A 23,166-nucleotide genomic window follows, 5' to 3' on the forward strand; every position below is an offset into this window, starting at 1 on the left:
CTACCTCTCTCGACAGAGCAGGGGAAAGAGACAGAGGGCGGGGCTGCCGTCCGCCAAGACCTGACAGCCCCGCCCCCACCAGATGCGGCTACTGCGCCGCCTTCGTCGCCACGCCCGCCGGGGCACGCATTCCGGTCGCCCGCAGCGAATACGCCATCCGACCGTTGTTGCCCACGTACGGCGTGACGGTCATGCCGTCGAACTCCACCGCCTCGAACAGGCCACCCGTCGGCGGCACCGGCTGGTAGTCCGCGGAGATCTTCACCGTCGTTTCCCGCGACCGCTTCCCCAGCTCCGGATCCAGGTCCATCACCCGGACCTGCCACACCCGCTGGCCGGTCAACTTGTCCTTCGCCGGACTACGCCGGCCGGTCTTCTCGTCGTAGTCCTCGACCTCGCCCAGCGACTCGGGCACCAACGCGCACCCCGCCGGGAACACGTCCTCACACCGCACCGCGAACCTCGTACCGCCGCGCAGAGCCATCGCTCAACCTCCAACTTGTTAACTTGTCTGCCAAGTTGCGTCCAAGGTAGACGGCACTTGGCAGACAAGTCAACAAGCAGTCGGCAGTGGGACCATTAGTCATACTTTGCGCGTTTTAATCCAGTCGCCCACACGGCGCAGCACTTTGGCACGATGCCAATTCGAATCGTGCCATTTGGAAAATTGCCTATTGGCACGATTCGAATTGGCAAATTGCCAATTGAAGTTCGGCAGGTTTTACTCTTGTGCCCGCCGCTCAATTCGCTAGCATTCTGATTAGCCCAGACAGCATGCATCCGAGGACCAGATTGGACTACAAGTGGCGGAGATTAACTTCACGTTGAAGCTGCCGGAGCAGATCGCAGTGCAGGTCATAGTGGTGATTCTCGTGGTGGTGGTCGGACTCATCGGGGTGATGCAAGTGCCGTAAGCAAGGGAGCCCTCGGCGAGTAGGGCGCCTTCCCCCTGGGTAACGTGGTCCACATGGCACGTGACCAGCAAGGCGGCGGCGTTGACGAGAAGCACTCAAAGGTCGCCGGCCTGGATGATAAGACGGTCGAAGCGCTGGGCGAACTGAGCAAGGCGCTTGAGACGATCCATCGGGTTCGAGGGCACTTGTACTCGGCACACCAACTTGTGGGGGGCGCGGACCTTACCCTCGATCGGGTTGTGCGGTTACTCCGGGAATCGGGCCACGAAGAAGTAGCCGACCGGGTCGAGTATGAATTGTTGGGGCGCAACGTATTACCGGGCCGCTGGACCTTCCAGATCATGGAGGAGTTCGACGACGGCTACTACGCCGCGTTCCAGGAAATCGAGCGGGACGCACGGGAGAAGCTAGCCGGCGGTCGGCGACACATCTTCGAGGCGGAGATGAAGGAGCGGCGGCGTACCCACGGGATGCCGGGGCACGAGGCTACGCCGTAGCGCTACCAGCGAAGCCGTTCGCGATCATCGAGGCCAGGGCGTTCGCTCGGGCCTCGATGATCCTCATCCGTGCCTGGTACTCAGCCGGTTCCCGGTGGGCGGCCTGGCTGGTGACCTGGCCGGGCCACTTGCGGTAGAGCAGGCCGTACTCCCGGGTGAAGTAGCCCGCGGTGACGGCGTTGGCGGCGAGCAGGAGGCCGGTGTCCTCGGAGGCCGGCAGCGCCATCCAGCCGCCCAAGGCGAACACAAGATCTCGCCGCAGGCACAAGGTTGCTGGGTGCACCGATGCCCGGTAGTCGTTGGCCTTCCAGAACGCCAGGACCGCACCGCGGTCGATGAGCCCGCCGGCCGGGTCCTTGTCCCATCCGGCGGTCGACCCGTCGGGCAGCAGGTCGAGTACCCGCGAGGTGGTCCAGCCGATCTGGGGGTGCGCGTCGAATGCGGCGATGTCCCGGGCGAGGGCGCCGGGGGTCAACTGGTCGTCGGCGTCCAGGACCTTGATGAGTTGCCCGGATACTCGGGAAAGCGCGAGGGTACGGGCAACACCAGGCCCACCGGGACGGCCGGTGCCCGAACTGATCCGACGATCGTCAGGCAGCGCGTCAACCAGGGCGCCGGTCTGCCCGTCCTCCTGGACGAGCCATTCCCAGTCCCAGCCGTCAGGCATCTCTTGCTTGGCCAACGACTCGTAGGCGCCAGCCAGGTGCTCGATGCTGGGCGCGTGGACCGGGGTGATGACCGAGACGAGCTGCGTCAAGTTTTCCACCGCTGGAGTTTGTGGGAGTAGACAAGCTCGGTGCGATCGCCCGGCATCACCACGTCGGCGACCTCAACCACGCGACCCGTGGTGTCGGTCGAGGTCTTCCGCACGGTGAGCACGGAGACGCCCGGGTCGATGTCCAGCAACTCGGCCTCATCGGGCGACGGCGGGCGCGCGCGGATCTCGTCGTCGATCCTGTCCAACTCGATGCCGAGCGTGTAGAGCTGATGCTGTGTGCCGCCCGGCCACGGTTCCTTGCCCGCGTCGAGCAGGTCCGGGTTCGCGGCCACCAGGTCGTAAGGCAGATAGGAGTACGACACCGTCAGCGGCGCGTTCTCGTGCCGCGACGACGTCCAGTAGACCCGGCGCAGCAGCGGAGTACCCGTCTCGACCTGCAAGGCCGCCGCCATCTCCGCATCCGCCTCCACCCGCGAATACTCGGCGTGGAACTTAAGATCATCGACGGTCAGGCCGGTGTCGTGCTCGGTGGCGCCGGTCTTCAGCCGCTCGCCCTCGTCGAGCAGGACGCGATCCTTCTCCCACTGATACCGCTCGGTGTTGCGACGGCGTACCCGCTGGCGGGGTGCCCGCACGTAGGTGCCGCGCCCCTGCTCCGCGCGAACCAGGCCCCATTCCCGGAGCTGCCGGATGGCGTTGCGGACACTTGTGCGCGACAGGCCCGAGATGTCGGCCAACTCGGTTTCGCTGGGCATCAGGGTGCCGGGGGCCAGTTCACCGCTAACGATCTTTGCCCGCAACTCTTCCGCGAGTTGCAGGTAGCGAGGGCGCCAGTCCCGGCCTTGCACACCGGTCACCGTACCCCCTAGACGTTCCAACGTCTGCCAGGTGGTCCCGCCGGCCGGCCGCTCCGGAACCGGCGGCACAGCTACCGCTGCGCGCGGCGACCGCCCAGGACGAGGGCCAGGGGTACGCGGAACGGCTACGCCCCGACGGCTGTTGGCGTTCACCGTCTCCCTCCTCCCCGCTTATCCCCAAGAGCGGCAGTCAGCATTTCCAGGCGCGCATGCGTCAACTCGTCGATGAGCCGATCCACCTGCGTCGGTGACAGGAGTACGGTCTGCGTCGCCCCGTTCCGGGTCGCGTCGAGCTTCACGGCCAGGTCGCGGCGGGCGAACCGGTCAACGAGGAGTTGGACGGTCACCCAGCCGGTCTGCTCTCGCCCGATCGTGGCGAGGAAGCCGCGGTGCATCGGGTCGTTCGTTCCGCAGCCCCGGCACCAGGCCGGGCACAGGACTGGCGGAGCCGATGACATCGACCGACTGCCCGGGATCGGCACGCCCTCACTCATCGCCGGCCCTCTGCTGCGCGAGTACCTGCTTCACCAGGCCGCTCAGTTGCTCGGCCAGATCGACCGCCTGCGACAACGACAACTCAGCCCAGGCGTTCCCGCCCCGGCACGTCACGTGAACACCGACCATGGCATCCCCCAGAGCCTCAGCACTGATGAGGTACGAGGCGACGAGCCCACCGGCCCGACTCTCGCCGACCCTCTGCATCGAGCTGCGATGGCGGCGGGCCATGTGCGACATCACCGGCGGCACCAGGTAGCCGCAGCGATCCGGGGCACACCAGTCCGGGTGGCTCGTAACGGCGGCCGGCTTGTTTGTTCGACTCATCGCGGCCACCGCCCGCCGTTGCCTCGGTAGAGCTGGGCTCGCGTCATCAGGGGTGCGGGGCGGAGCGTATGCAGTTCGCAGCTGGCACCCGTCGGCCACCTCGGCAAGGAGGTTGTCAAAGCCGCGCGAGGACTCGGCGGAACGTTGCTGGTAACACCCCGGGCAGATGGGCGTCTCCGAGACCACCAGGACGAGAACCAACGGTACCGACGATGAGAGCCGGACATCGCACCTCCACAGGTAGGCGGGGGCCGGTGGCCAGCCGCGGGGGAATGCGGCCGGCCACCGGCCCGGATGAAGGCACGGCGCACCGTCCGACGCCGGACGGGGTCGGGTATCGCCGAGCCAACTTGTACGCGCGGCTACCGCAACCGGTCCGACAGGACGCCGCGCTTCAGGTGCGGCCAGGGCCGGCGCGAGGCCACCCCTGACACGAGCCATCACCCCAGCCGCACACCAGGAAACGTATCTACAAGTGGACGAGTTGTCTAGACGTCGATTCGTGTCACTTGGTTGGCACTTGGTAAGACAAGTGCCAGGTACGGTGAGCAGGTGCCCACCCCGCACTACGGACAGCCTCGCTACCGCGCCATCGCTGAAGAGTTAAGAGAGCGCATCGAGAGCGGCGTCATTGCGCCCGGCGCCCTCCTGCCGGCGGAGAGCGCACTCACCGCCGAGTTCCAGGCAGCGCGCGGCACGGTTCGTCAGGCGATAGCCGCGTTGCGCGAGACAGGCTTGGTGGCTACCGAACACGGCCGAGGAACCTACGCAACCCTCCGCCAGCACGAGCGTGGGCTAGACGAGGGTTCCAAGACGGAAACGCAACAGCGCCAAGTCGCCGCCGACGCAGAGCTTGCAGCCCTTTTCGCTGTCGAGGTGGGTGCAGCCCTGGTGGAACAACAAAGCCTCACTCGGACAAACGGAGCCGTCGGAACAGTCGTTAGAACCTACCGACTGCTTCAGACAGAGGAATAGGGCAGTTCACACCTTCGACTGAGAGCGGCCCTGAAGGGGCCGCACGCGCCGTCGCACGTACGCGTCGACGCCTCACCGTCGTTCTGCGCCGGACATGCAGCACTTCCGTCGGCTGGCGCGAAGAGCGGAACGCCCAGGGCCGCCAACGAGCGGCGAAATTCATGGAAGTATGGCTGGTTGCCGCCCAGAGCGCGGCGGCAGTCGCATCGCCGCGCTGCAGCGCGAGTCACGGCCCCAATTTGCCGGCAGTCGGGCCTGCCGGGGGTGTACGTGCCGATCCGCCAGGGCCTCGTCGCTTGGCGATTCATCCTGGTCGCTCGAGCGAGTCATCGGGATGATCTTGACGGCGTTGACCTGCCTGCGGGGCGGGCGAATCGATAATAACCATCTCAGGCCGCCCAGCCCCCTTGCTGCCTGATCTCGTCTACTCGTCTAGCTGAAAGGCGGATTCCGGCAGGTACTCCGCATGCTTTTGGCGGAGCAGTTCAATGCCATGATCAGTCGAACTATTTAGAACGAGTCGATCCCTGATGAAGTACAGGGCGCGTCGCCGCTCATCGATTAGCCTTCCCCAGTCTTTGATCCATATCCGCAAATCAAGCTCATCGTCGTCGTGGATGAGGCCTGGCGGCTGCCCCTTCTTCTTAGCGAGTCGCGAAACTTCCGGGCTAATGCCGTTCGCCATCAGGACAAAGTCCCACTTGGTCTCCGCTCCCCGAAACTGAGGATCGTTCGCTACGGCTATGCCATATTGTTCGATCTGAGTCTTCTCTTTGTGGCCTATTCTTACCGATGGCCGCTTAAGTTCGACCACCAAGTGATGCTGTCGCTGCGAGTCTTCAATGGTCTTGGTCAGCATGAGATCGACGATCGCAGTCTTCTTGCCTTCGACCGGAACGTGAGCAAGGTTCAGCGTGTCTCGGCCCAGAGACTCCAAGTGTCGCCTCAGAACCTGCTGTATGCCTTCGTCGTCGACTGCGACCGCGAAATGATCCCCGAAAATCCATGACTCGGCCGCAATAATTCGGTGAAGCTGAGTCCTCTCCAGAACGTCATTCTTCACCCGCTCATCGAACAGTAAGTACTCGATGCTCCGGAGAAAATCGAGCCTGTCAGACACGAGCCTTGCTGCTGATATTATGGCGCTGAAAGACGTGCGGTCGAGTAGCGCAGCAAGGTCCTGAATCTGCTCCTCGTTGAGTTCGATCACATCCCGCAACACTCGCTGAAGAGCAGTAGGCGATTGCTCTAGCGCCTCGCGAATTAGTCGAAGCGATAGTCGCTTGGAGCGACGATCGCCAGCGAGGGCGGGGATGGCTTGCGCTGCCACGACATCAAAAAGGTCTCGCTTGGCACTCTCGACGACATCTTTTGGCTCCCCAGAGAAGGGGTATACAGATTCGCTCTTCCAGCTCTCGACAACCTCGGATATGCGTTCCCGTGCCCGATTCTTGAAGTAATCCCTTATTGCTGACCGTACCTGCGAAAGGATTGGTAGGTACTTCTCGTGACCAGTATCCGCCAGGAGGACGTCGGAGGGATCAAAGCCTGCCCAGCTAACGTATGCCGTAAAGTTGAAGTTGGGTGCGTGTATTCTCGGCGCAAAATCGGCAAGCGGGAATCCCTCGCCGTCGCAGAGCACTAACTCGCGGCCAAACTTCGCACTCCATTCGATGATTTCGAGCGTAGGATTCCCTAAGGCATGGGGCGGATCTAGCACGACTTCCTTTGTGTGTGCTACATCTATGATCGTAGCGGGATCCACAGGCTTGCCGTTGTAAATGATCGTGATCACTCTAAACCGGCGGAGATGTCGGGCGAATTCCTTGGCGATCCGACGTTCTGTTTCCTCGGAGTCAAGGGTTGATAGCGGCCTTCCAGACGCCAGAACCCTTACTCGGGTACCGGTGCGCTCACTGGTCGGTCTTCCATCTGCGATGTTGAACACTTCCGGCCGTGACGCATCAGCGCTAATCGTCGTCTCGAAGCGTCCGTTTACATCGTCTGCAACGGTGCGCCATGAGACGTGCTCGCCAAGGGCGAATGAACGGAATCGGCCTTCACCATCACGTCCATGCATTGGCCTTTTCTTGCCTGGAGAAACCTTCGCAGACGCCTTCCACGATCCCCCGAGCTTACTGAATGCAGTCTTAGATGCAGAGACCGGGATGCCAGAGCCGTTGTCCGAGACAATAACCGCCTCGATACCCTCAAGGTCATTGCGCTCAAAGTCGACGCGAACCTCATCGGCATCCGCATCTAGCGCGTTCCAGATTAGTTCGATGACTGCGGATGCGGGTTGCGTAGGCCGAACGAGCTTCGCGAGATGGTCTCGTTCGACTTCCACCGTGACGTCAACCATCCCGGTAGTCTGCCAGTGTCTAAGATCATCTAGAACCAGCCAGCTCGGCAAAGGAGCCATTTGTCAATCGTCTGACACTTTGCCGCACCTCACCGGCTGTGACCTCGTTGAGGTCCGCTCGTACGACCAGTGGCATCACGTCAAGGGGCTGGCCACGGTCGCCGCCTGGGACAAGGTCGTGATGGCAACGCGCCGTCTGGCACGGTGGACAGTGAGCGCCTCGTCACCGGCGGCCAGCAGCCAGCGGACGCAGGCAGGCAGGCAGGCAGGCAGGCAGGCAGGCAGGCAGGCAGATCACGAGACGCGGCGAGTGCCGTCAAAGAAACAGGGACATCGGCCGCGAACGGCGGATGTCCCTTCATGTCTGCCTAGACTATACACGCCTTCCCGGGCATCTGTGCACTACGGTGCCCTCGTGAACCGGACGACACCCACGGATGAGTACGACCGTCACGTTCTGGCACGGATGACAGACTTCTTCACACTCGATGGCCTCCCATGGCCGCGTCGCCTCTGGGACATCGGATCATTGCTTGCGCTCGAAGAACTCCACGAGGCCGGCGCATGGGAGCGACAGCATGTCCTGTCGACAGCCGCCGTCGACTGGCAACGCGGCGAGCTGTCTCGCATCATCGGTCCTGATGTTGGGCTCGGTGCCAAGGATCTTCGCCGAGAGGTGACAGTACTGCTTAAATCGCCCTTACCGGACCCCAGTCCTGCACGGCGACGACTGCTCGAACTCATCCATCATGCACGCCCAGGCTATATGGGGCGGTGGGCATCGGCTGCTGCGCTGCCAGAGGCCGATCGCCCGCGACCTGAGCGCCTCGCGCGCATGGTCGCCTCCCACCTACTTGACCTGGGCTACGACGCGACCTACTTGCTCGACTGGGCGGAAGGCCTGTCACGCAGGGACGCCTCGGCGACGGACGTCCTTGACGCTGCCGTAGCGCTGGATGAAGCACCGACAAAAGACTTTGCTGTGCTGGCCGCCTTCGCGAGTAGCCCTGAGCAAACAATCGCGCAGAAGCAATCAGCCTGGCTAGGAGCAAGGGAGGTAAGCGCCTGGTTGACCGCCCGCGGCCACTCACCAGCGGGACTCCGGGGCGGTGGCGGCTTCCTGTTTTGCGTCGTCGCTCGCGACCCGTACGGTGCCGCCGCTCGGGTGCGTCTCCTGCTTGATCGACTTGTGGCGAGATCATCCTACCTGCGCAGCGCCCGGGACGGCATTAAACCTCACGAACGAATGTGGGTCGACGGGCATCCGACACCCGTCCCAATTGCTTCCCCGGCGCGCGGGGCCGATCTGGTCTCCCTTGTGAAGGAGGAACACCTTTACCAGGTCGACGGTACCCGTAGCTTGATAGATGATGCCCTGGAGCTGGCCGCGCCGATCAACCGCGGCGCTGTCGGCCCGGCGGTCGCTGGTGCCTGGGCAGCAGTTGAGTCGCTGCTCTCGCACCCAGACGATCCCCGGCCGGAGGGGGCCGGCAAGGCGGTCGCAGCGGACCGACTTGCCGCGATCATCGCCTGCGCTTGGCCACGAGCCGAACTGACTGCTCTAGCGCACCACCATCGTCCCGTTCCACTCGACGCGCTCGCGCAGGAGATCAAGAGCTGTACCACTAATCGAGACCGCTCCCATCTGGTGGCAGCTGCTCTCGCCGGCGGTCACAGTCTGGTCTTCGCCAAGAAAAAGGCGCAGGCAGCACGCGTCGACTCGGACAGGGCTGCGATGGAGCGTATGCGAGCCGTCCTGGCTGAACCCCGCAGGTCACTCGCGGAGGCCACGAAGACCTTCACGATTGCAATGCGCAGATTGTATCGAATGCGCAATATCGTCTTGCACGGCGGATCCACGCAGAGCGTGGCGATGGACGCGGCATTGCGCATTGCAGCCCCGCTGCTTGGCGCTGGCCTTGATCGATTGACGCATGGGCTGTTGACCGAGGACATTGAGCCACTCGCCCTGGCGGCTCGCGCTGAGATAGCCCTACAACTCGTCGGCGGCGAGACCGGCCTGTCAGTGGTCGACCTATTAGGACCAAGGCCTAGCCCTGCGCGGACATCTCCATAAACCAAGGAGCCCCCGGCCGAGGCTGGGGGCTCCGAGTCCCGGCTAAGGTATGCGGGGACCCTGGTTACGTCTACATTCTACACGACCCCAGCCGGGCAACGCAGCTGAGCTTTGTGAGCGTGATCTCTCGCTCCCACCTGCCGTCCGTACGTGGGCACACGTCGCCCATGTGCTGCCGATTTTCTCTGTTCTGGATCAAGGCGCCGCGCTCCGCGCGGCGCGGGCGGCAAGCCGGCCGGCGGCAAGCCGCCCCGGCCGCCTGCGGCGCCGGGGCGGAGAGCCACCGACTGCCGCCGGACCCCCGCCCCCGAACTCATTGATCCAGACGCAGTACGACCACGGTCAGGCCGCACGGAAGCCGGCAGGTCGACCTGATCGAGGGCCAGGGCTTCCGACTGCCGCGCCAGTCCAACCCCGGGACTGGCTTGCCCCCGGCCCAACTCCCGCAGCCAGCAGAGCCCGACAGGCAGCCCCCAGCTGGTAGCTCCAGGCGCGGCCCATGTCAAGCCGGTAACTCACCAGGCCATGAGCGTTCGCAGCCCCAGCGGACCCCTGAGAGGCAAGATCGACCTGCCCACCATCTGCCCACAACCAGTCGTCAACGGCTGGACTCAGCCGGACTCGGCTAGATCAACGACAACGGCCCCTGATCAGCATCTCTGCTGGTCAGGGGCCGCTTCTGCACCTGGTGGCGGGTAGAGGATTCGAACCTCTGAAGCTTTCGCGACGGATTTACAGTCCGCTCCCATTGGCCGCTCGGGCAACCCGCCAGGGCACCCCACCGCGTCGCAACGCGGCGGCGGAAGCAAGGATAGCGGCTCCCCCCGGTGCCGGCGCAACCGGGTACGGTCAGGGGGTCGTGCCGCTGGTCGGCGGCCGACGGCAGGCCCAGACCGCCGGACAGCAGGAGCAGAAACATGGCAGCGAACCCGTCGTTCGACATCGTGAGCAAGGTTGACCGTCAAGAGGTCGACAACGCCCTCCGGCAGGCGGTCAAGGAGCTCGCGACTCGGTTCGACTTCCGCGGCACCGGGGCGGAGATCTCCTGGTCCGGAGAGGAGGCGATCGGCCTTCAGGCGGAGACCGAGGAGCGCGTACGCGCCGCACTGGACGTGTTCAAGGAGAAGCTCGTCAAGCGGAACATCTCACTGAAGGCACTGGACGCTGGCGAACCGCGCCCGTCCGGCAAGATTTTCAAGATTGACTGCAAGGTTGTCCAGGGTATCGAGCCCGACAAGGCCAAGGCCATCAGCAAGAAGATCCGCGACGAGGGCCCCAAGGGCGTGCAGGCGCAGATCCAGGGCGACCAGTTGCGGGTCACCGGCAAGAAGCGGGACGACCTTCAGGCGGTCATCTCGCTACTCAAGGGCGAGGACTTCGGCGTCGCCCTGCAGTTCGACAACTACCGGTAGGGGCTGCGGGCCGCGCACGGGTTGAGATCCACTCGGGTTCCTTGATGTCGGGGCATCTGCACGCCCGCGACAGCCCGACTTCAAGGAACCCGAGTGGATCATGCCCGATCGGACCAAGCCCGACCCCGCGGGGCAAGCCCGACCGGAGGGCAAGCCGACCGCGCAGGCCAGCCGGACAGGTCAGGCGGGGACGAGGTCTTCGGCGCGTACCGCTGTGGTTTCGGCGCGGGCGATGGGCCCGGCGGGTAGGGCCGCGACCGCGGCCCCGACGGCGATCGCCGCCCCGGCGAACAGGAACGCCCACCGGACGCCGCCGGCGTGGTCCACGATCAGGCCGGCCACCGCGCCGCCGGCGGCGCTCGCCGCTACCGCGACGGTGACCACCCAGGTGTACGCCTCGTTCAGCATGCCGGTGGGGGCGATCCGGCCGACCAGGGTGTTCTCCAGGGTCAGCGCGGGCGCGATGGTGGCTCCGCCGACGACCAGGGCGACGCCCAGCGCCAGCGGGGTGGGCATCACCGCGAACACGGCGAAGGTGCCGGCGAGCGCGCCGAGCAGCAGGGCGAACTGTCGGGTCATGTTCGTGGCTGGCTTGCGGACGCCGAACCAGAACCCGCCGATGGCGCTGCCGATGCCCCAGACTGCCAGGAGGAGGCCGGCCAGGCTTTCCGGGTCGTCGGTGGTGTGGCCGCTCGCGAACGCCGGGACTGTCACCCCGGCGGCGCCGAAGGCGATGCCCAGGCCGGCCACGCAGACCAGCAGGGCCGGGAAGCCGGCGACCCGCAGGGGGCCGAGACCTCGAGCGTGGTGTTCGCGCGGGTGTGGACGCCAGCCGCGCATCACCCGGCCGAGGGCGACTGCGGTGGTGCCGGCCAGGGTGACGACCGCCGCGCCGATCAGCGCGGCTGCCGCGTCGGCCACCAGCACGAAACCGGCGACGAGCAGTGGGCCGAGCACGAAGACGATCTCGAACAGCGAGGTCTCGGCGGCGAGCGCGGTGTTGCGCAGTGCGTACCGGCCGGAGGCGGGGTCGGTCAACTCGTTCCAGGCGCCACGGATGGCGGCGGTGAGCGGCGGGTAGGTGGCGCCCGCCACGCCTGCGGTGAGGTAGATGACGGGGAGAGCGTCGTCGCCCGAGCGGCTGGCCAGCAGCAGGCCGATGAGCGCCAGCGGGTGGGCCACGGCGGTGACCAGCAGGACGGGGGTCGGGCCGACCCGGTCGGCGATCCGCCCGGCCACCGGGCTGAGGGCGGCGCCGGCGACGGCGTAGGTGCCGCCGGCGATGGCGGCCAGTGCGTAACGCCCGGTCACCTGCTCGACCACCAGGAGCAGCGCCAGCGGGGTCATGCCGATGCCGAGCCGCCCGATGATGCCGGTGATCAGCAGCATGGGCGCGCCAGGGATCCGCCAGACACCCAGGTACTGACGCAGCGCGGTCACCGTGAACCTCCCGAGGATGTAATGAGCGTAAGCCGTTATGACCCTAACGCCACCGTCCAGTCGATAAACAAAGCTCCGCCCGTACCACGCGGGTACGGGCGGAGCGGTGATTCAGCGGATCAGCGTTGGAACTGCACCGGCCCCGAGTTGCGGGCCATCTGCTCCAGCCGGGCGACGCGGTCCTCCATCTTCGGGTGGGTGGAGAAGAGCGCGGCCACGCCGCCGCCCCGGAACGGGTTGGCGATCATGAGGTGGGCGGTGCTGGTGAGCTGGCCCTGAGCCGGCAGCGGCCGACGGCTGGCCACCGCGTCGATCTTGCGGAGCGCGCTCGCCAGGGCCAGCGGGTCACGGCTCAACTCGGCACCCGAGGCGTCCGCCTGGAACTCGCGGCTCCGGCTGATCGCCAACTGGATCACCGTGGCCGCGATCGGGCCGAGGATCAGGGTGAGCAGCAGCACGGCCGGGTTCGGCCGGTCCTCGTCGTCCCCACCGCCCAGCGGGATGAAGAACGCGAGGTTCGCCAGGAGGGTGATGATGCTGGCCAGACCGGCCGCCACGCTGGAGATCAGGATGTCCCGGTTGTAGACGTGCGACAGCTCGTGCCCGATCACCCCGCGCAACTCGCGGTAGTCGAGGATCTCGGTGATGCCCTGCGTGACGCAGACCGCCGCGTGCTGCGGGTTACGACCCGTGGCGAACGCGTTGGGCTGGGCGGTCGGACTCACGTACAGCCGCGGCATCGGCTGCCGGGCGTCGGTCGCCAACTCCCGCACCATCCGGTACAGCTCGGGGAACTGTGCCTCGGTGACCGGTTGCGCACCCATCGAGCGCAGTGCGAGCTTGTCGGAGTAAAAGTAGGTGACGCCGTTCATGACAAGTGCGATGAGGACGGCGATGACCAGGCCGCCACTGCCACCGAACCCGTAGCCCACCGCGAGAATCAGCGCGGAGAGCAGGCCGAGCAGTGCGGCGGTCTTCAGACGGTTGTGGTGCACGATGTCTCCTTCGGTGCACGGATCGCCGGGATCCGCTGACCGGTGCAACAACCCGGTACCCGCCAACCATCCGTCTCAACGCTGAGAGTTCACTGAGACTGGAATTCGCAGGTCAGCGCCCGGCCAGGTCGAGCACCAACTGCGGGGCGAGGCCGAGGGCCACGGCGGCCACCGTCGCCACCGCCAGCACCACGGCCACCACACCCACCAGGGGTACGGCAGCGTCACCGGCTGAGGCCGCGGCCAGGTTCGGCGTCGTCACCGGTGCCCAGAGCGCGGCGGTCACTCGCAGGTAGTACGCCAGCCCGATCACCGCGTTCAGCGCCACCACAAGCGCCAGCCAGGCCGCCCCGCCGTCCAGCAACGCCCGCACCACCGTCACCTTGGCGAACAGGCCGGCCAGCCCCGGCGGCAGACCGGCCAGGCCCACCAACGCGAGACCGAGCGCCGCGGCCCGCCACGGGTGCCGGCGGGCCGCCCCGCGCAGGTCGTCAAGCGTGCCGCCGTCCGCACCGGCCGGGCGTAGCGCGGTCACCCCGGCGAACGCGGCCAACTCCAACACCACGAAGAAGACGGCGTACGCCACGGCGGCGGCGTACGCGGCGGCGCGTGCCTCGTCGGTGCGGCCGGCGGCCAGCGCCAACGCGCCAAGCGGGGCGAGGATGTAGCCGGCCTGCGCGACGGACGACCAGGCCAGCAGCCGGACGGTCCGCCGTTGGCGCAGCGCGACCAGGTTGCCGACGGTCATGGTGAGCACCGCCAGCAGGGCGAGCACCGGGCCGGTCTGCTCGGCTGGCAGCGCCCGCTGCACCACGGCGAGCAGCGCGACCAGGCCACCCAGTTTCGACGCCGTGGACAGGTACGCGGCCACCGGCAGCGGCGCCCCGTCGTAGGTGGCCGGCGCCCAGGCGTGGAACGGCACCGCCGCCACCTTGAAGGCCAACCCGACAAGCAGCAGCGCCACCGCGGCGGTGGTCAGCGGCAGGTCCCGCACTTCCGACCGTTCGGCGAGCAGTGCGCCGAGCCGGTCCAGGTGCAGCCCGCCGGTCACCGCGTACAGCAGCGCCGCGCCGAGCAGCGTGATGGTGGTCGCCACCACGCTGACCACGAAGAAGGTAAGTGCCGCCTCGGCGCTGGCGAGGCTGCCGCGACGCAGGCCGACGAGCACGTACAGCGGCAGGGTCAGCGTCTCCAGGGCGACGATCAGCGTGATCAGGTCGCCGGCCGCGCCGAGCACCACGCCACCGGTCATCGAGCAGGCCAACAGGAAGCAGTACTCCCCCACCGGCGACCGCCCCGCCCGCAGCGCCGGGCCGGACAGCCCGAGCACACCCAGGGTGAGCAGCGCCACCACCGCGCCGACGAGCGCGGCCCGGCCGCCGAAGATCCAGGAGCAGTCCGCGCCGACACAGAACGTCCGCCGCTCCCCGGCCGCGCCGACCAGGACGGCACCGACGGCGGTGCCGAGCGCGCCAAGCGCGGCCACCGCGATGGTGGCCCGGGGCCGGGCCACGAGCAGATCGGTGATGAGCACGAGTACGGCGGTGCCGGCGGCCAGGTAGGCCGGCAGCAGCGCGACGCTGTCCACGCTCTGCACGACGTTCATGGTTTGACCACCCCGATCAGGGCGTCGACGGGGGCCTCGGCGACACCGAGGACCAGCGCCGGCGCCAGCCCGATGGCCAACGCGAGCAGCACCAGCGGCACCCAGGCGGTCAGCTCCGCACCGGCCAGGCCAGGGCCGACCCGACCGACGGCGGCACTCGGCCGCTGGTGGGTGACCTGGCGCAGCAGGCGCAGGAAGTACGCGGCGGTGAGCGCGCCGCCGACCGCCGCCAGCACCCCGAGGGTGGTCCAGAGCGGGCCACCCACCTGCACGGCGGCGATCACCGCGAACGCCTCGCCCCAGAAGCCGGCCAGCCCGGGCAGACCGAGCGACGCGACCGCCGCGAACGCGAGCAGACCCGCCAAGCGGGGCGCGGTCTCCCGCAGGCCGGACAACTCGGCGAGGCTGCCCGTGCCGGTACGGTCCTTCACCGCACCGGCCAGGAAGAACAGCAGAGCGGTGATCACCCCGTGCGCGATGTTGCCGATCAACGCCGCCTGGATGCCCACGGTGGTCAGCGTGGCGACGCCCAGCAGCACGAAGCCCATGTGTCCCACGCTGGAGTACGCGATCAGCCGCTTCACGTCGCCCTGCGCCAGGCAGACCAACGATCCGACCAGGATCGCGGCGACGGCGAGCACGCCGAGCACCGGCGCCGCCCAGCGGGCACCCTCAGGTGCCACCCCCACCGCCACCCGGATCAGCCCGTACGTGCCCATCTTCAGCAGCACCCCGGCCAGCACGACACTGCCCACCGTGGGAGCCTGGGTGTGCGCGTCAGGCAGCCAGGAGTGCAACGGCCACAGCGGGCTCTTCACCGCGAACGCCACCGCGAGCAGGGTGAACGCCGCCAACTGGGTGCCCCTGGACATCCCCGCGCCGCCGGTCAACGCCACCACGTCGGCGGTGCCGGTGGCCGCGACCACCACATACACGCCGACCAGCAGCAACACCGAGCCGAACAGGGTGTAGAGCGCGAACTTACGGGCCGCCCGACGCCGGTCCGCGCCGCCCCAGCCGGCGATGATCGCGTACATCGGCAGCAGGACGACCTCGAAGAAGAGGAAGAACAGCACCAGATCCAGGGCGAGGAAGGTGCCCAGGATGCCCACCTCGACCACCAACAGCAGCGCCACCAACGCCCGGCCGCTGCCGCCGTCGGGCACCCGCCACATCGTGTACGCGCAACAGAGCAACGTGAGCAGCGCGGTCAACACCACGAGCGGCCAGGAGATGCCGTCGACACCGAGGTGGAAGCGCAGCTCCAGACCGGGCACCCAGGGCAGGTCCAGTTGGTGCCACGGACGCACCGCCGGGGCGTCCGCCGACCAGGCGAACCAGCCCCGCCGATCGAAAACCAACGGCACCGCGGCCAGCAGGGTCAGTGCCGCCGCCACGGTGCCGACCAGCCGGGCCGCCCGATCCCGGGGTGTCGCCGCCACCGCGACCGCACCCAGCGCCGGCACCGCCAGCACGGCAACCAGCAACACCTGCCCAACGCTCACTGGGCCACCTTCGATCGCGACTGCGGGGCTCGCAAACCCGGCTCACTCCTCGCGCTCACAGAGCCACCTTCGATCGCGACTGCGGGGCTCGCAAACCCGGCTCACTCCTCACGCTCACTGGACCACGCCGATCACGGCGGCGGCCAGCCCGATCAGCAGGGCGCCGGCCAGCACACCGGCGGCGGCCCGGGGCAGCGCCGCCCGGTGCAGCGCGGCCAGCCCCGCACCCAGGCCGGTCGCGGCGCGTCCGCTGCCCTCGACGGCACCGTCCACCACCACCTCGTCACCGGCGCGTACGACACGGGCCAGCGCGCGGACGGGGCGTACCACAAGGGTGTGCTGGACGTCGTCGAACCGGAACGCGCGGGCGAAGACCGGGCGCAGCGGACCGAGCGCGGCCGCCGGGTCGGCGGCCGGGTCCCGACGCCAGCCCAGCGTGACCAGCCCCGCGCCGACCAGCAGCAACGCCAGCGGCAGCAGCACAGCTGGCCCCACGTGGACCAGACCGTCCTCGGAGCCGGCCACCGGGACTGTCGGAAACCGCAGGCGATCGGCGAACGCCCCGACGAACCCGGCCAGACCGAGCAGCGCGGCCGGCACGGTCAGCAGCAGCACCGGCCAGCGCAGCACCGCGGGCGGGTCGTGCGGCCGGACCAGTGGCAGGCGTGGAGCACCGAAGAAGGCGCGCAGGAGCAGCCGGCCGGCGTACCAGGCGGTGATCGCCACGCCGACCAACCCGGCGACCCAGACGATCCAGCCCACCCACGACGGTGCCGGGCCGGTGCCCTCCAACGCGGCGGCCTCGGCCACCGTGAGGACGCCGTCCTTGCTCCAGAAGCCGGCGAGCGGCGGCACCCCGGCCAGCGCACCCAGGCCCACCACGGTGCACCAGAACGTCACAGGCATGCTGCGCCGCAGCCCGCCCATCTCCGACATCAGGGTGGTGCCCACGGCGTGGATCACCGCGCCGGCGGCGAGGAACAGCAACGCCTTGAACGCGGCGTGGGTGAGCAGGTGGAACAGCGCCGCCGACGGCGAGCCGACCGCCAGCGCGCCGGTCATGTAGCCCAGCTGGGACACCGTCGACCAGGCCAGCACCCGCTTGATGTCGTCCTGCGCGGTGGCGGCGAGCGCGCCGAGCAGCAGCGTGATCGCGCCGAGCACCCCGAGCACGGTCAGCGTCACCGGCGCGGCCGTGAACAGCGGGTAGAGGCGGGCCACGGCGTACACCCCGGCGGCGACCATCGTCGCGGCGTGGATCAGCGCGGAGATCGGCGTCGGGCCGGCCATCGCGTCCGGCAGCCAGGTGTGCAGCGGGAACTGCGCGCTCTTACCGGCCACCCCGGCGAGCAACAGCAGGCCGGCGGCGGTCAACGTCGCGGTGGAGTGGTCGTGGGCGAGCACGTCGGCGATCCGGAAACTGCCCGTCGACACGCCCAGCAGCGCGATGCCGAGCAGGAACCCGACGTCACCGACCCGGGTCACCAGGAACGCCTTCATCGCGGCAGCCGGCGCGCCGGGCAGTCGGCGGTCGTGGGCGATGAGCAGGTACGAGCAGAGGCCCATCACCTCCCAGCCGACCAACAGCATGAGCAGGTCACCGGCGACCACCACCAGCAGCATGGCACCGGTGAAGAGGCTGATCTGCGCGGCGTACGGCGGGTAGCGGTGGTCGACGTCGACATCGTCGTGCGGACCGCGCCGCAGGTAGCCGATCGAGTAGACCTGCACCGCCAGGGCGACAGCCGTGACCGCCACCGCGACAAGCGCGGCGGCACCGTCCAGCCGGACGCCGAGCGTCACCGCCAACCCGCCGACGTCGACCCAGGTGCTCGACCTCTCGGTCGGCCCGTCGACAGTGACCAGCAGCGCGACGGCCAACACCAGCGCGACGGCCGCACCGGTGACGCCGAGCGTCGTGGCGATCGTCCGGGCCCGGTCGCCGCCGGTCGCGCCGGTACGCCTAGGCGCCGGCGGCAGCAGCAGGCCGGCCAGGCCGGCGACCAACGGTACGGCGGGCAGCAGCGCCCCGAGCAGCCCGGTCACCGGCCAGCCTCCGTGTTCTGGGCGGTCGGCTCGCGCCCGCCGACGGGGTGCGCCGGCTCGGTCAGCGGCACGTCGTCCACCGCGACGGTGGCCCGCAGCCGGTAGAGCTGGAGGACGATCGCCAGCCCCACCCCGATCTCGGCGGCGGCGAGGACGATCACGAACAGCGCGAAGACCTGCCCCGAGTGCGGCAGCACGGCGCGGGCGGTGGTGTCCGCGGTGACCAGGATCAGGTTGACCGCGTTGAGCATCAACTCGACGGACATCAGCACCAGCACGGCGTTGCGCCGGCGCAGCACGCCGTACACGCCGAGGCCGAACAGCAGCGCGGCGGTGACGTACGGGATGACCGGCCTCACCGGCGGCCCCCGGCGCTGACGTCGACCCCGGGCCGATCGGTGGTGGGAGCCGCGCCGGGGCCAGCTCGGCCGATGTCCGGCCGGGACAGCACGATCGCACCCACCAGGGCGGACAGCAGCAGCACCGAGAGCACCTCGAACGGCAGCACCCAGGACTGGAAGATCTGCTCACCCAGCCGCTCGGCGGTGCCCGCGTCCGGCAGCGCGACGGTGCTCCAGCGGTACGCGTCGACGAGCAGGACGGTCAGCCCCAGCCCGACACCGCCACCGATCAGGGCGGCCGGCCAGCCCGGCCGGTCCAGGTCGTCGGAGGCACCGATCGGGGCCCGGGTCAGCATCACCGCGAACAGCAGCAGGACCACCACCGCGCCCACGTAGATCAGCACCTGCACCCAGGCCACCAACTCGGCGCTGAGCACCAGGAAGTCACCGGCCAGCGCGCCCAGGCACACCACCAGGTAGAGACCCGCCCGGACCAGGTGCTTCGTGGTCACCACCAGCACGCCAGCACCGACCGCCACCGCGCCGAGGGCGAGCAGCAGCACATCCGCGCCGGTCACCGGGCGGCCTCTCCGGCTCGGGCGGTCACGACGTGGGGTCCTGGTCGGCGTCGGGGCGTACCGATGGAGGAGCCGGACGCGCGGCGGCGGCCTTGCGGGCGGCGGCGGTCTCCTCCTTGGCCGGCTCCCCGTTCGGGTCGTGCGCGGGTGGCGCCGGGACGGTGGCCATCCACTGGCCGAGGTGGTCCTTGTCGTGCAGCAGGTCCTTGATGTCGTACTCGGCGTACTCGAACTCGGGAGACCAGTAGAGCGCGTCGAACGGGCAGACCTCGATGCAGATGCCGCAGTACATGCAGAGGGAGAAGTCGATGTCGAACTTGTCGAGCACGTTGCGCTGCCGGGGGCGGGCGGCGCCGGGCACCACCACCTCCTCCTTGTGCGAGTCGATGTAGATGCACCAGTCCGGACACTCCCGGGCACAGAGCATGCAGACCGTGCAGTTCTCCTCCGACAGCGCGATCACGCCACGCGAGCGGGGCGGCAGGTCAGGGGCCACGTCCGGGTACTGCTGGGTGGTGGAGCGGCTGGTCATCGTCTTGAGGGTGACCGCCAGCCCCTTTACCAGGCCGGCACCGGGCAGGCCGCGCGCGCTGGTCGCGCCGGGCGGGTCGCCGTGCTCGCTGGGGTCGGTCATGTCGACCATCCTGCCCTGTGGCCCCGGCGCGCGCGACCACCACCCACAGGTCGACGGCAGTACCGTGGTCGCGGGGAGAACGAACGCACCTGGAAGGACCCGTCGATGACCGCCGCGCAGCACGACGACGTTCCGCCGCCGGGCGAGTGGACGACCGACGCCTTGGACGCCCTGCCCGACGACGGCCGCCCTCGCCCCGAGATCCTGGACGGAAACCTGCTCATGTCGCCCTCCCCCACGCGACTCCACCAGTCCATCGCGCTCCTGCTGGGCTCAGCCATGCTGGAGAGCTGCCCGAGCGACCTCGACGTCACGCAGGGCGTCGAGGTGCGCATCTCGCGGAAGCGGTCCTTCATCCCCGATCTGCTGGTCACCTACCTCGACGCCACCCAGGGGAATCCGTCGCACTATCTACCGAACCAGGTTCTGTTGGTAGTTGAGATCGTCTCGGAGGGATCCCGCAGCATCGATCGAGTGCTCAAGCCCGCTCTCTACGCCGAGGCGGACATCCCCTATTTCTGGCGCATAGAGACCGAGTCCGGCATCGTCGTGCACAGCCACAAGCTCGACCCGATGAAGCAGGTCTACGTCGAGCAGGCCCGACTCACCGATGGCATCCTCGTGCCGGAGCCGTGGGAGATGGACATCCCGCTGGAACGGATCACGCCCCGGGTCCGCTGACGATTGTCGGGGGGAGCATCTCGACGCCGAGCTGTTGCAGCAACTGGAACAGCTCGTTACAGCTCCACACCTCGACGATCCGGCCCGTCGGGGCGAAGCGGAGGAACGTCGCACCGGAGTAGCTGACCACCTGCCCGGTCGGCGGCACCGGCCCGAACTGCCCGGCGTGCGTGCCGGCGGCCCGCCAGTGCACGGCCACCCGCTCCCCGGCCGCCACCACGTCCACGATCTTGTAGCGCAGGTCCGGGAAGGCCGCCCGTCGCTCCCGGTGCCAGGCCAGCGTCGCCTCCGGGCCGGTGCCGCCCAGCCCCGGGCACTCCGCGGCGATCAACTCGTACGCGGACTCCTCCCGGCGGGCGTTCCACACGTCGGTGACGAACCGCCGTGCCGCCGCCTCCACATCCGTCATGCCGGCAGGGTATCCGGCGGCGCTGAGCAGTAGATCCGCAAGGATGGGGTAGAGACACTGACCGGACCGGGAGGGTGACGTGGGCGAGGAAACGGGCGGGAAGTACGTCGAGCCGGGCAGCGAGTTCACTCGCGACCAGCGGTACATCGCCACGCGGATCACCGAGGACGGGCGCGACGGGTACCCGGTGGAGCCGGGCCGGTACCGGCTGGCGGTCAGTCGCGCCTGCCCGTGGGCCAACCGCCTGATCATCGTGCGCCGACTGCTCGGTCTGGAGGACGCCATCTCGATGGCGGTGGCCGGGCCGACCCACGACGCCCGGAGCTGGACCTTCGACCTCGACCCGGACGGCCGGGACCCGGTGCTCGGCATCGAGCGCATCCAGGAGGCGTACTTCAAGCGCTTCCCCGGCTACGAGCGCGGCATCACCGTCCCGGCGATCGTCGACGTGCCGACCGGGCAGGTGGTGACCAACGACTACGCGCAGATGAGTCTGGACCTGTCCACGCAGTGGGGCGCGTACCACCGCGACGGCGCCCCGCAGCTCTACCCCGAGCACCTGCGGGAGCAGATCGACGAGGTCAACGACGCGGTCTTCCGGGACGTCAACAACGGCGTCTACCGGTGCGGGTTCGCCGGCAGCCAGGAGGCGTACGACAAGGCGTACCGCCGGCTCTTCGACCGGCTGGACTGGTTGACCGAGCGGCTGACCGACCAGCGTTACCTGGTCGGCGACACCATCACCGAAGCCGACGTGCGGCTGTTCACCACGCTGGTCCGCTTCGACCCGGTCTACCACGGCCACTTCAAGTGCAACCGGCAGAAGCTCAGTGAGATGCCGGTGCTGTGGGCGTACGCCCGGGACCTGTTCCAGACCCCCGGCTTCGGCGACACCATCGACTTCGACCACATCAAGCGGCACTACTACGAGGTGCACCGCGACATCAACCCGACCGGGATCGTGCCGCTCGGCCCAGACCTGTCCAACTGGGTCACCCCACACGGCAGGGAAGCGCTTGGTGGCCGCCCCTTCGGCGAAGGCACCCCACCCCCGCCCCCCGCCGAGCCAGTAGACCCCGCGCACACTCCGCTGCGCTGATCGGGCCGCCCTCGCCCAGCCCGTCGATCATGGAGTTGTGGTGGGTGACAAACGGTGTTGTCCGCTACATTCCGGGCACCACAACTCCATGATCGACGCGAGGCAGGCGGGGCGGGCGAAGCAGGCGGGGCGGGCGAAGCAGGCGGGGCGGGCGGGGCGGGCGAGGCGGGCGAGGCGGGCGGGGCGGGCGGGGCTGCTACAGGGCTACTCGGACTGCTGCGGTGAGGACCAGCTGCGCCAGGGAGGCGGGCACCAGCACCAGCCAGCAGAGGCGCTGGAGTTGGTCCTCGCGGAGCCGGGGGTAGGACACCCGCAGCCAGATGATCACGAAGGACACCGCGAAGATCTTGAGCAGCGTCCAGAGCCAGCCCAGCTGATCGTCGGCGAACGGGCCCTGCCACCCACCGAGGAACAGCACAGTGGTCAGCGCGGCGATCACCACGATGCCGACGTACTCGGCGAGCAGGAAGAACGCGAAGCGCAGACCCGTGTATTCGGTCATGTAGCCGAAGACCAGCTCCGAGTCGGCCACCGGCATGTCGAACGGCGGCCGGCGGATCTCGGCCAGCCCGGCGACGAAGAAGACGACCATCGCGGGTGCCTGCCAGAGCAGCCACCACGGCTGCCACGCCTCGACGATGCCGGAGAGGCTGAGCGTGCCCGCCGCCATCGCCACCGACGCGGCGGCCAGCACCAGCGGCAGCTCGTAACCGAGCAACTGGGCGGCACCCCGTAGCCCGCCCAGCAGGCTGTACTTGTTGGCCGACGCCCACGCCGACATCAGCACCGCCACCACCCCGACGCCGACCACGGCCAACACGAAGAAGAGGCCGATGTCCAACGGTTGCCCGACCAGGTCGTTCGGACCGAGCGGAATGACCAGCAGCACCAGCAGGTAGGGCACCAGGGCCACCGCCGGCGCCAGCCGGAACACCGCCCGGTCCGCCTCGCGCGGCGTGATGTCCTCCTTCTGCACGAACTTGACCCCGTCGGCCACCAGCTGCGCCCAGCCGTGGAAGCCGCCCGCGTACATCGGGCCGAGCCGGCCCTGCATGTGCGCCATCACCTTGTGCTCGGCCTGGCCGACAAGCAACGGCAGGGTGAGGAACGCGACAAGGACGCCACCCACCCGCAGCACCAGCTCCACCCAGAGCGGCATCAGGCCGTACCCCCGTCGTCGTCGGTGCGGCCGTCCCGG

The 23,166-nt window shown here is 68.4% G+C and carries 22 protein-coding genes and 1 tRNA gene; 6 read left to right on the forward strand and 17 right to left on the reverse strand.

Going from position 1 to position 23,166, the window contains the following annotated elements; translation table 11 throughout:
• Positions 1-88: 88 nt before the first annotated feature.
• Positions 89-484, reverse strand: coding sequence for a transcriptional regulator (locus ACGFIQ_RS33450; protein ID WP_091402451.1), 396 nt, complete (start codon positions 482-484; stop codon positions 89-91).
• Between the two features lie 483 nt (positions 485-967).
• Here ACGFIQ_RS33450 and ACGFIQ_RS33455 point away from each other — a divergent pair, with 483 nt between their 5' ends.
• Entirely contained in the window at positions 968-1,411 is a 444-nt protein-coding gene (locus tag ACGFIQ_RS33455) for a hypothetical protein (protein WP_393249883.1), read from the forward strand.
• Here ACGFIQ_RS33455 and ACGFIQ_RS33460 read toward each other — a convergent pair.
• From ACGFIQ_RS33460 to ACGFIQ_RS33475, 4 genes are all read right to left on the reverse strand, one after another.
• Positions 1,401-2,177, reverse strand: a complete 777-nt coding sequence (locus ACGFIQ_RS33460) for a glycosyltransferase family 2 protein (protein ID WP_393249885.1) — start codon at positions 2,175-2,177, stop codon at positions 1,401-1,403. The genes ACGFIQ_RS33455 and ACGFIQ_RS33460 overlap by 11 nt on opposite strands.
• A complete protein-coding gene (locus ACGFIQ_RS33465) occupies positions 2,165-2,986 on the reverse strand; it encodes a GntR family transcriptional regulator (protein ID WP_393249887.1) in 822 nt (273 codons plus the stop codon). The genes ACGFIQ_RS33460 and ACGFIQ_RS33465 overlap by 13 nt, the downstream gene beginning before the upstream one ends.
• A 149-nt stretch (positions 2,987-3,135) precedes the next feature.
• Complete coding sequence (locus ACGFIQ_RS33470; RefSeq protein ID WP_393249889.1) at positions 3,136-3,381, reverse strand: precorrin-4 C11-methyltransferase; 246 nt, start codon at positions 3,379-3,381, stop codon at positions 3,136-3,138.
• Positions 3,382-3,472: 91 nt separating this feature from the next.
• Positions 3,473-3,817 (reverse strand): hypothetical protein, encoded by a 345-nt coding sequence (locus ACGFIQ_RS33475; RefSeq protein ID WP_393249891.1) that lies wholly within the window; start codon positions 3,815-3,817, stop codon positions 3,473-3,475.
• 543 nt (positions 3,818-4,360) lie between these two features.
• Between ACGFIQ_RS33475 and ACGFIQ_RS33480 the strand changes: the two genes are divergently transcribed.
• Entirely contained in the window at positions 4,361-4,783 is a 423-nt protein-coding gene (locus ACGFIQ_RS33480; protein WP_393249893.1) for a GntR family transcriptional regulator, read from the forward strand.
• A gap of 424 nt (positions 4,784-5,207) precedes the next feature.
• On the opposite strand, the gene ACGFIQ_RS33485 is transcribed toward ACGFIQ_RS33480, so the two are convergent.
• Entirely contained in the window at positions 5,208-7,145 is a 1,938-nt protein-coding gene (locus ACGFIQ_RS33485) for an ATP-binding protein (protein ID WP_393249895.1), read from the reverse strand.
• A gap of 415 nt (positions 7,146-7,560) precedes the next feature.
• Between ACGFIQ_RS33485 and ACGFIQ_RS33490 the strand changes: the two genes are divergently transcribed.
• Positions 7,561-9,222: an integrase gene (locus ACGFIQ_RS33490; RefSeq protein ID WP_393249897.1), complete on the forward strand. Its 1,662-nt coding sequence runs from the start codon at positions 7,561-7,563 to the stop codon at positions 9,220-9,222.
• 686 nt (positions 9,223-9,908) lie between these two features.
• Here the strand turns inward: ACGFIQ_RS33490 and ACGFIQ_RS33495 are convergent.
• Positions 9,909-9,992: transfer RNA gene (locus tag ACGFIQ_RS33495), tRNA-Tyr, on the reverse strand.
• Between the two features lie 147 nt (positions 9,993-10,139).
• On the opposite strand from ACGFIQ_RS33495, the gene ACGFIQ_RS33500 reads away from it, so the two are divergent.
• Positions 10,140-10,634: a YajQ family cyclic di-GMP-binding protein gene (locus tag ACGFIQ_RS33500; protein WP_357559014.1), complete on the forward strand. Its 495-nt coding sequence runs from the start codon at positions 10,140-10,142 to the stop codon at positions 10,632-10,634.
• Positions 10,635-10,814: 180 nt separating this feature from the next.
• On the opposite strand, the gene ACGFIQ_RS33505 is transcribed toward ACGFIQ_RS33500, so the two are convergent.
• The 8 genes from ACGFIQ_RS33505 to ACGFIQ_RS33540 form a co-directional block, all read right to left on the reverse strand.
• Positions 10,815-12,074, reverse strand: a complete 1,260-nt coding sequence (locus tag ACGFIQ_RS33505; RefSeq protein ID WP_393249899.1) for an MFS transporter — start codon at positions 12,072-12,074, stop codon at positions 10,815-10,817.
• A gap of 119 nt (positions 12,075-12,193) precedes the next feature.
• Complete coding sequence (htpX, locus tag ACGFIQ_RS33510; protein ID WP_393249901.1) at positions 12,194-13,069, reverse strand: zinc metalloprotease HtpX; 876 nt, start codon at positions 13,067-13,069, stop codon at positions 12,194-12,196.
• Between the two features lie 112 nt (positions 13,070-13,181).
• Positions 13,182-14,675, reverse strand: coding sequence for an NADH-quinone oxidoreductase subunit N (locus tag ACGFIQ_RS33515; protein WP_393249903.1), 1,494 nt, complete (start codon positions 14,673-14,675; stop codon positions 13,182-13,184).
• Positions 14,672-16,180: a NuoM family protein gene (locus tag ACGFIQ_RS33520; protein ID WP_393249905.1), complete on the reverse strand. Its 1,509-nt coding sequence runs from the start codon at positions 16,178-16,180 to the stop codon at positions 14,672-14,674. The genes ACGFIQ_RS33515 and ACGFIQ_RS33520 overlap by 4 nt, the downstream gene beginning before the upstream one ends.
• Before the next feature lie 114 nt (positions 16,181-16,294).
• Positions 16,295-18,226: an NADH-quinone oxidoreductase subunit L gene (locus ACGFIQ_RS33525; RefSeq protein ID WP_393249907.1), complete on the reverse strand. Its 1,932-nt coding sequence runs from the start codon at positions 18,224-18,226 to the stop codon at positions 16,295-16,297.
• Entirely contained in the window at positions 18,223-18,585 is a 363-nt protein-coding gene (gene nuoK / locus ACGFIQ_RS33530) for an NADH-quinone oxidoreductase subunit NuoK (protein ID WP_393249909.1), read from the reverse strand. The genes ACGFIQ_RS33525 and nuoK overlap by 4 nt, the downstream gene beginning before the upstream one ends.
• Entirely contained in the window at positions 18,582-19,145 is a 564-nt protein-coding gene (locus tag ACGFIQ_RS33535; RefSeq protein WP_393249911.1) for an NADH-quinone oxidoreductase subunit J, read from the reverse strand. Before ACGFIQ_RS33535 ends, nuoK begins: the two co-directional genes overlap by 4 nt.
• Before the next feature lie 25 nt (positions 19,146-19,170).
• Positions 19,171-19,779: a NuoI/complex I 23 kDa subunit family protein gene (locus ACGFIQ_RS33540; RefSeq protein ID WP_393249913.1), complete on the reverse strand. Its 609-nt coding sequence runs from the start codon at positions 19,777-19,779 to the stop codon at positions 19,171-19,173.
• Between the two features lie 105 nt (positions 19,780-19,884).
• Between ACGFIQ_RS33540 and ACGFIQ_RS33545 the strand changes: the two genes are divergently transcribed.
• Positions 19,885-20,460, forward strand: coding sequence for a Uma2 family endonuclease (locus ACGFIQ_RS33545; protein WP_393249915.1), 576 nt, complete (start codon positions 19,885-19,887; stop codon positions 20,458-20,460).
• Here ACGFIQ_RS33545 and ACGFIQ_RS33550 read toward each other — a convergent pair.
• Positions 20,441-20,869 carry an ester cyclase gene (locus ACGFIQ_RS33550; protein ID WP_393249917.1) on the reverse strand — a complete coding sequence of 143 codons (429 nt, stop codon included), beginning with the start codon at positions 20,867-20,869 and terminating at the stop codon, positions 20,441-20,443. The genes ACGFIQ_RS33545 and ACGFIQ_RS33550 overlap by 20 nt on opposite strands.
• 79 nt (positions 20,870-20,948) lie before the next feature.
• Between ACGFIQ_RS33550 and ACGFIQ_RS33555 the strand changes: the two genes are divergently transcribed.
• On the forward strand, positions 20,949-21,968 hold the full coding sequence (locus tag ACGFIQ_RS33555) for a glutathione S-transferase family protein (protein ID WP_393249919.1): 1,020 nt from the start codon (positions 20,949-20,951) through the stop codon (positions 21,966-21,968).
• Between the two features lie 196 nt (positions 21,969-22,164).
• Here the strand turns inward: ACGFIQ_RS33555 and ACGFIQ_RS33560 are convergent, their stop codons facing one another.
• The gene (locus ACGFIQ_RS33560; RefSeq protein WP_393249921.1) at positions 22,165-23,127 is read right to left on the reverse strand and encodes an NADH-quinone oxidoreductase subunit H; all 963 of its coding nucleotides are present in this window, start codon (positions 23,125-23,127) and stop codon (positions 22,165-22,167) included.
• Positions 23,128-23,166 lie beyond the last annotated feature (39 nt).

It is taken from the genome of Micromonospora sp. NPDC048898 (assembly GCF_043198035.1).
Lineage (GTDB): Bacteria > Actinomycetota > Actinomycetes > Mycobacteriales > Micromonosporaceae > Micromonospora.

Bases quoted from the DNA above. Each gene is read 5' to 3' on its own strand.
- ACGFIQ_RS33470 (WP_393249889.1), bottom strand. From the start codon at position 3,381: ATGCACCGCGGCTTCCTCGCCACGATCGGGCGAGAGCAGACCGGCTGG.
- ACGFIQ_RS33485 (WP_393249895.1), bottom strand. From the start codon at position 7,145: ATGGTTGACGTCACGGTGGAAGTCGAACGAGACCATCTCGCGAAGCTC.
- ACGFIQ_RS33560 (WP_393249921.1), bottom strand. From the start codon at position 23,127: ATGCCGCTCTGGGTGGAGCTGGTGCTGCGGGTGGGTGGCGTCCTTGTC.
- ACGFIQ_RS33545 (WP_393249915.1), top strand. From the start codon at position 19,885: ATGACCGCCGCGCAGCACGACGACGTTCCGCCGCCGGGCGAGTGGACG.
- ACGFIQ_RS33455 (WP_393249883.1), top strand. From the start codon at position 968: ATGGCACGTGACCAGCAAGGCGGCGGCGTTGACGAGAAGCACTCAAAG.
- ACGFIQ_RS33515 (WP_393249903.1), bottom strand. From the start codon at position 14,675: ATGAACGTCGTGCAGAGCGTGGACAGCGTCGCGCTGCTGCCGGCCTAC.
- ACGFIQ_RS33550 (WP_393249917.1), bottom strand. From the start codon at position 20,869: ATGACGGATGTGGAGGCGGCGGCACGGCGGTTCGTCACCGACGTGTGG.
- ACGFIQ_RS33540 (WP_393249913.1), bottom strand. From the start codon at position 19,779: ATGACCGACCCCAGCGAGCACGGCGACCCGCCCGGCGCGACCAGCGCG.
- ACGFIQ_RS33500 (WP_357559014.1), top strand. From the start codon at position 10,140: ATGGCAGCGAACCCGTCGTTCGACATCGTGAGCAAGGTTGACCGTCAA.
- ACGFIQ_RS33450 (WP_091402451.1), bottom strand. From the start codon at position 484: ATGGCTCTGCGCGGCGGTACGAGGTTCGCGGTGCGGTGTGAGGACGTG.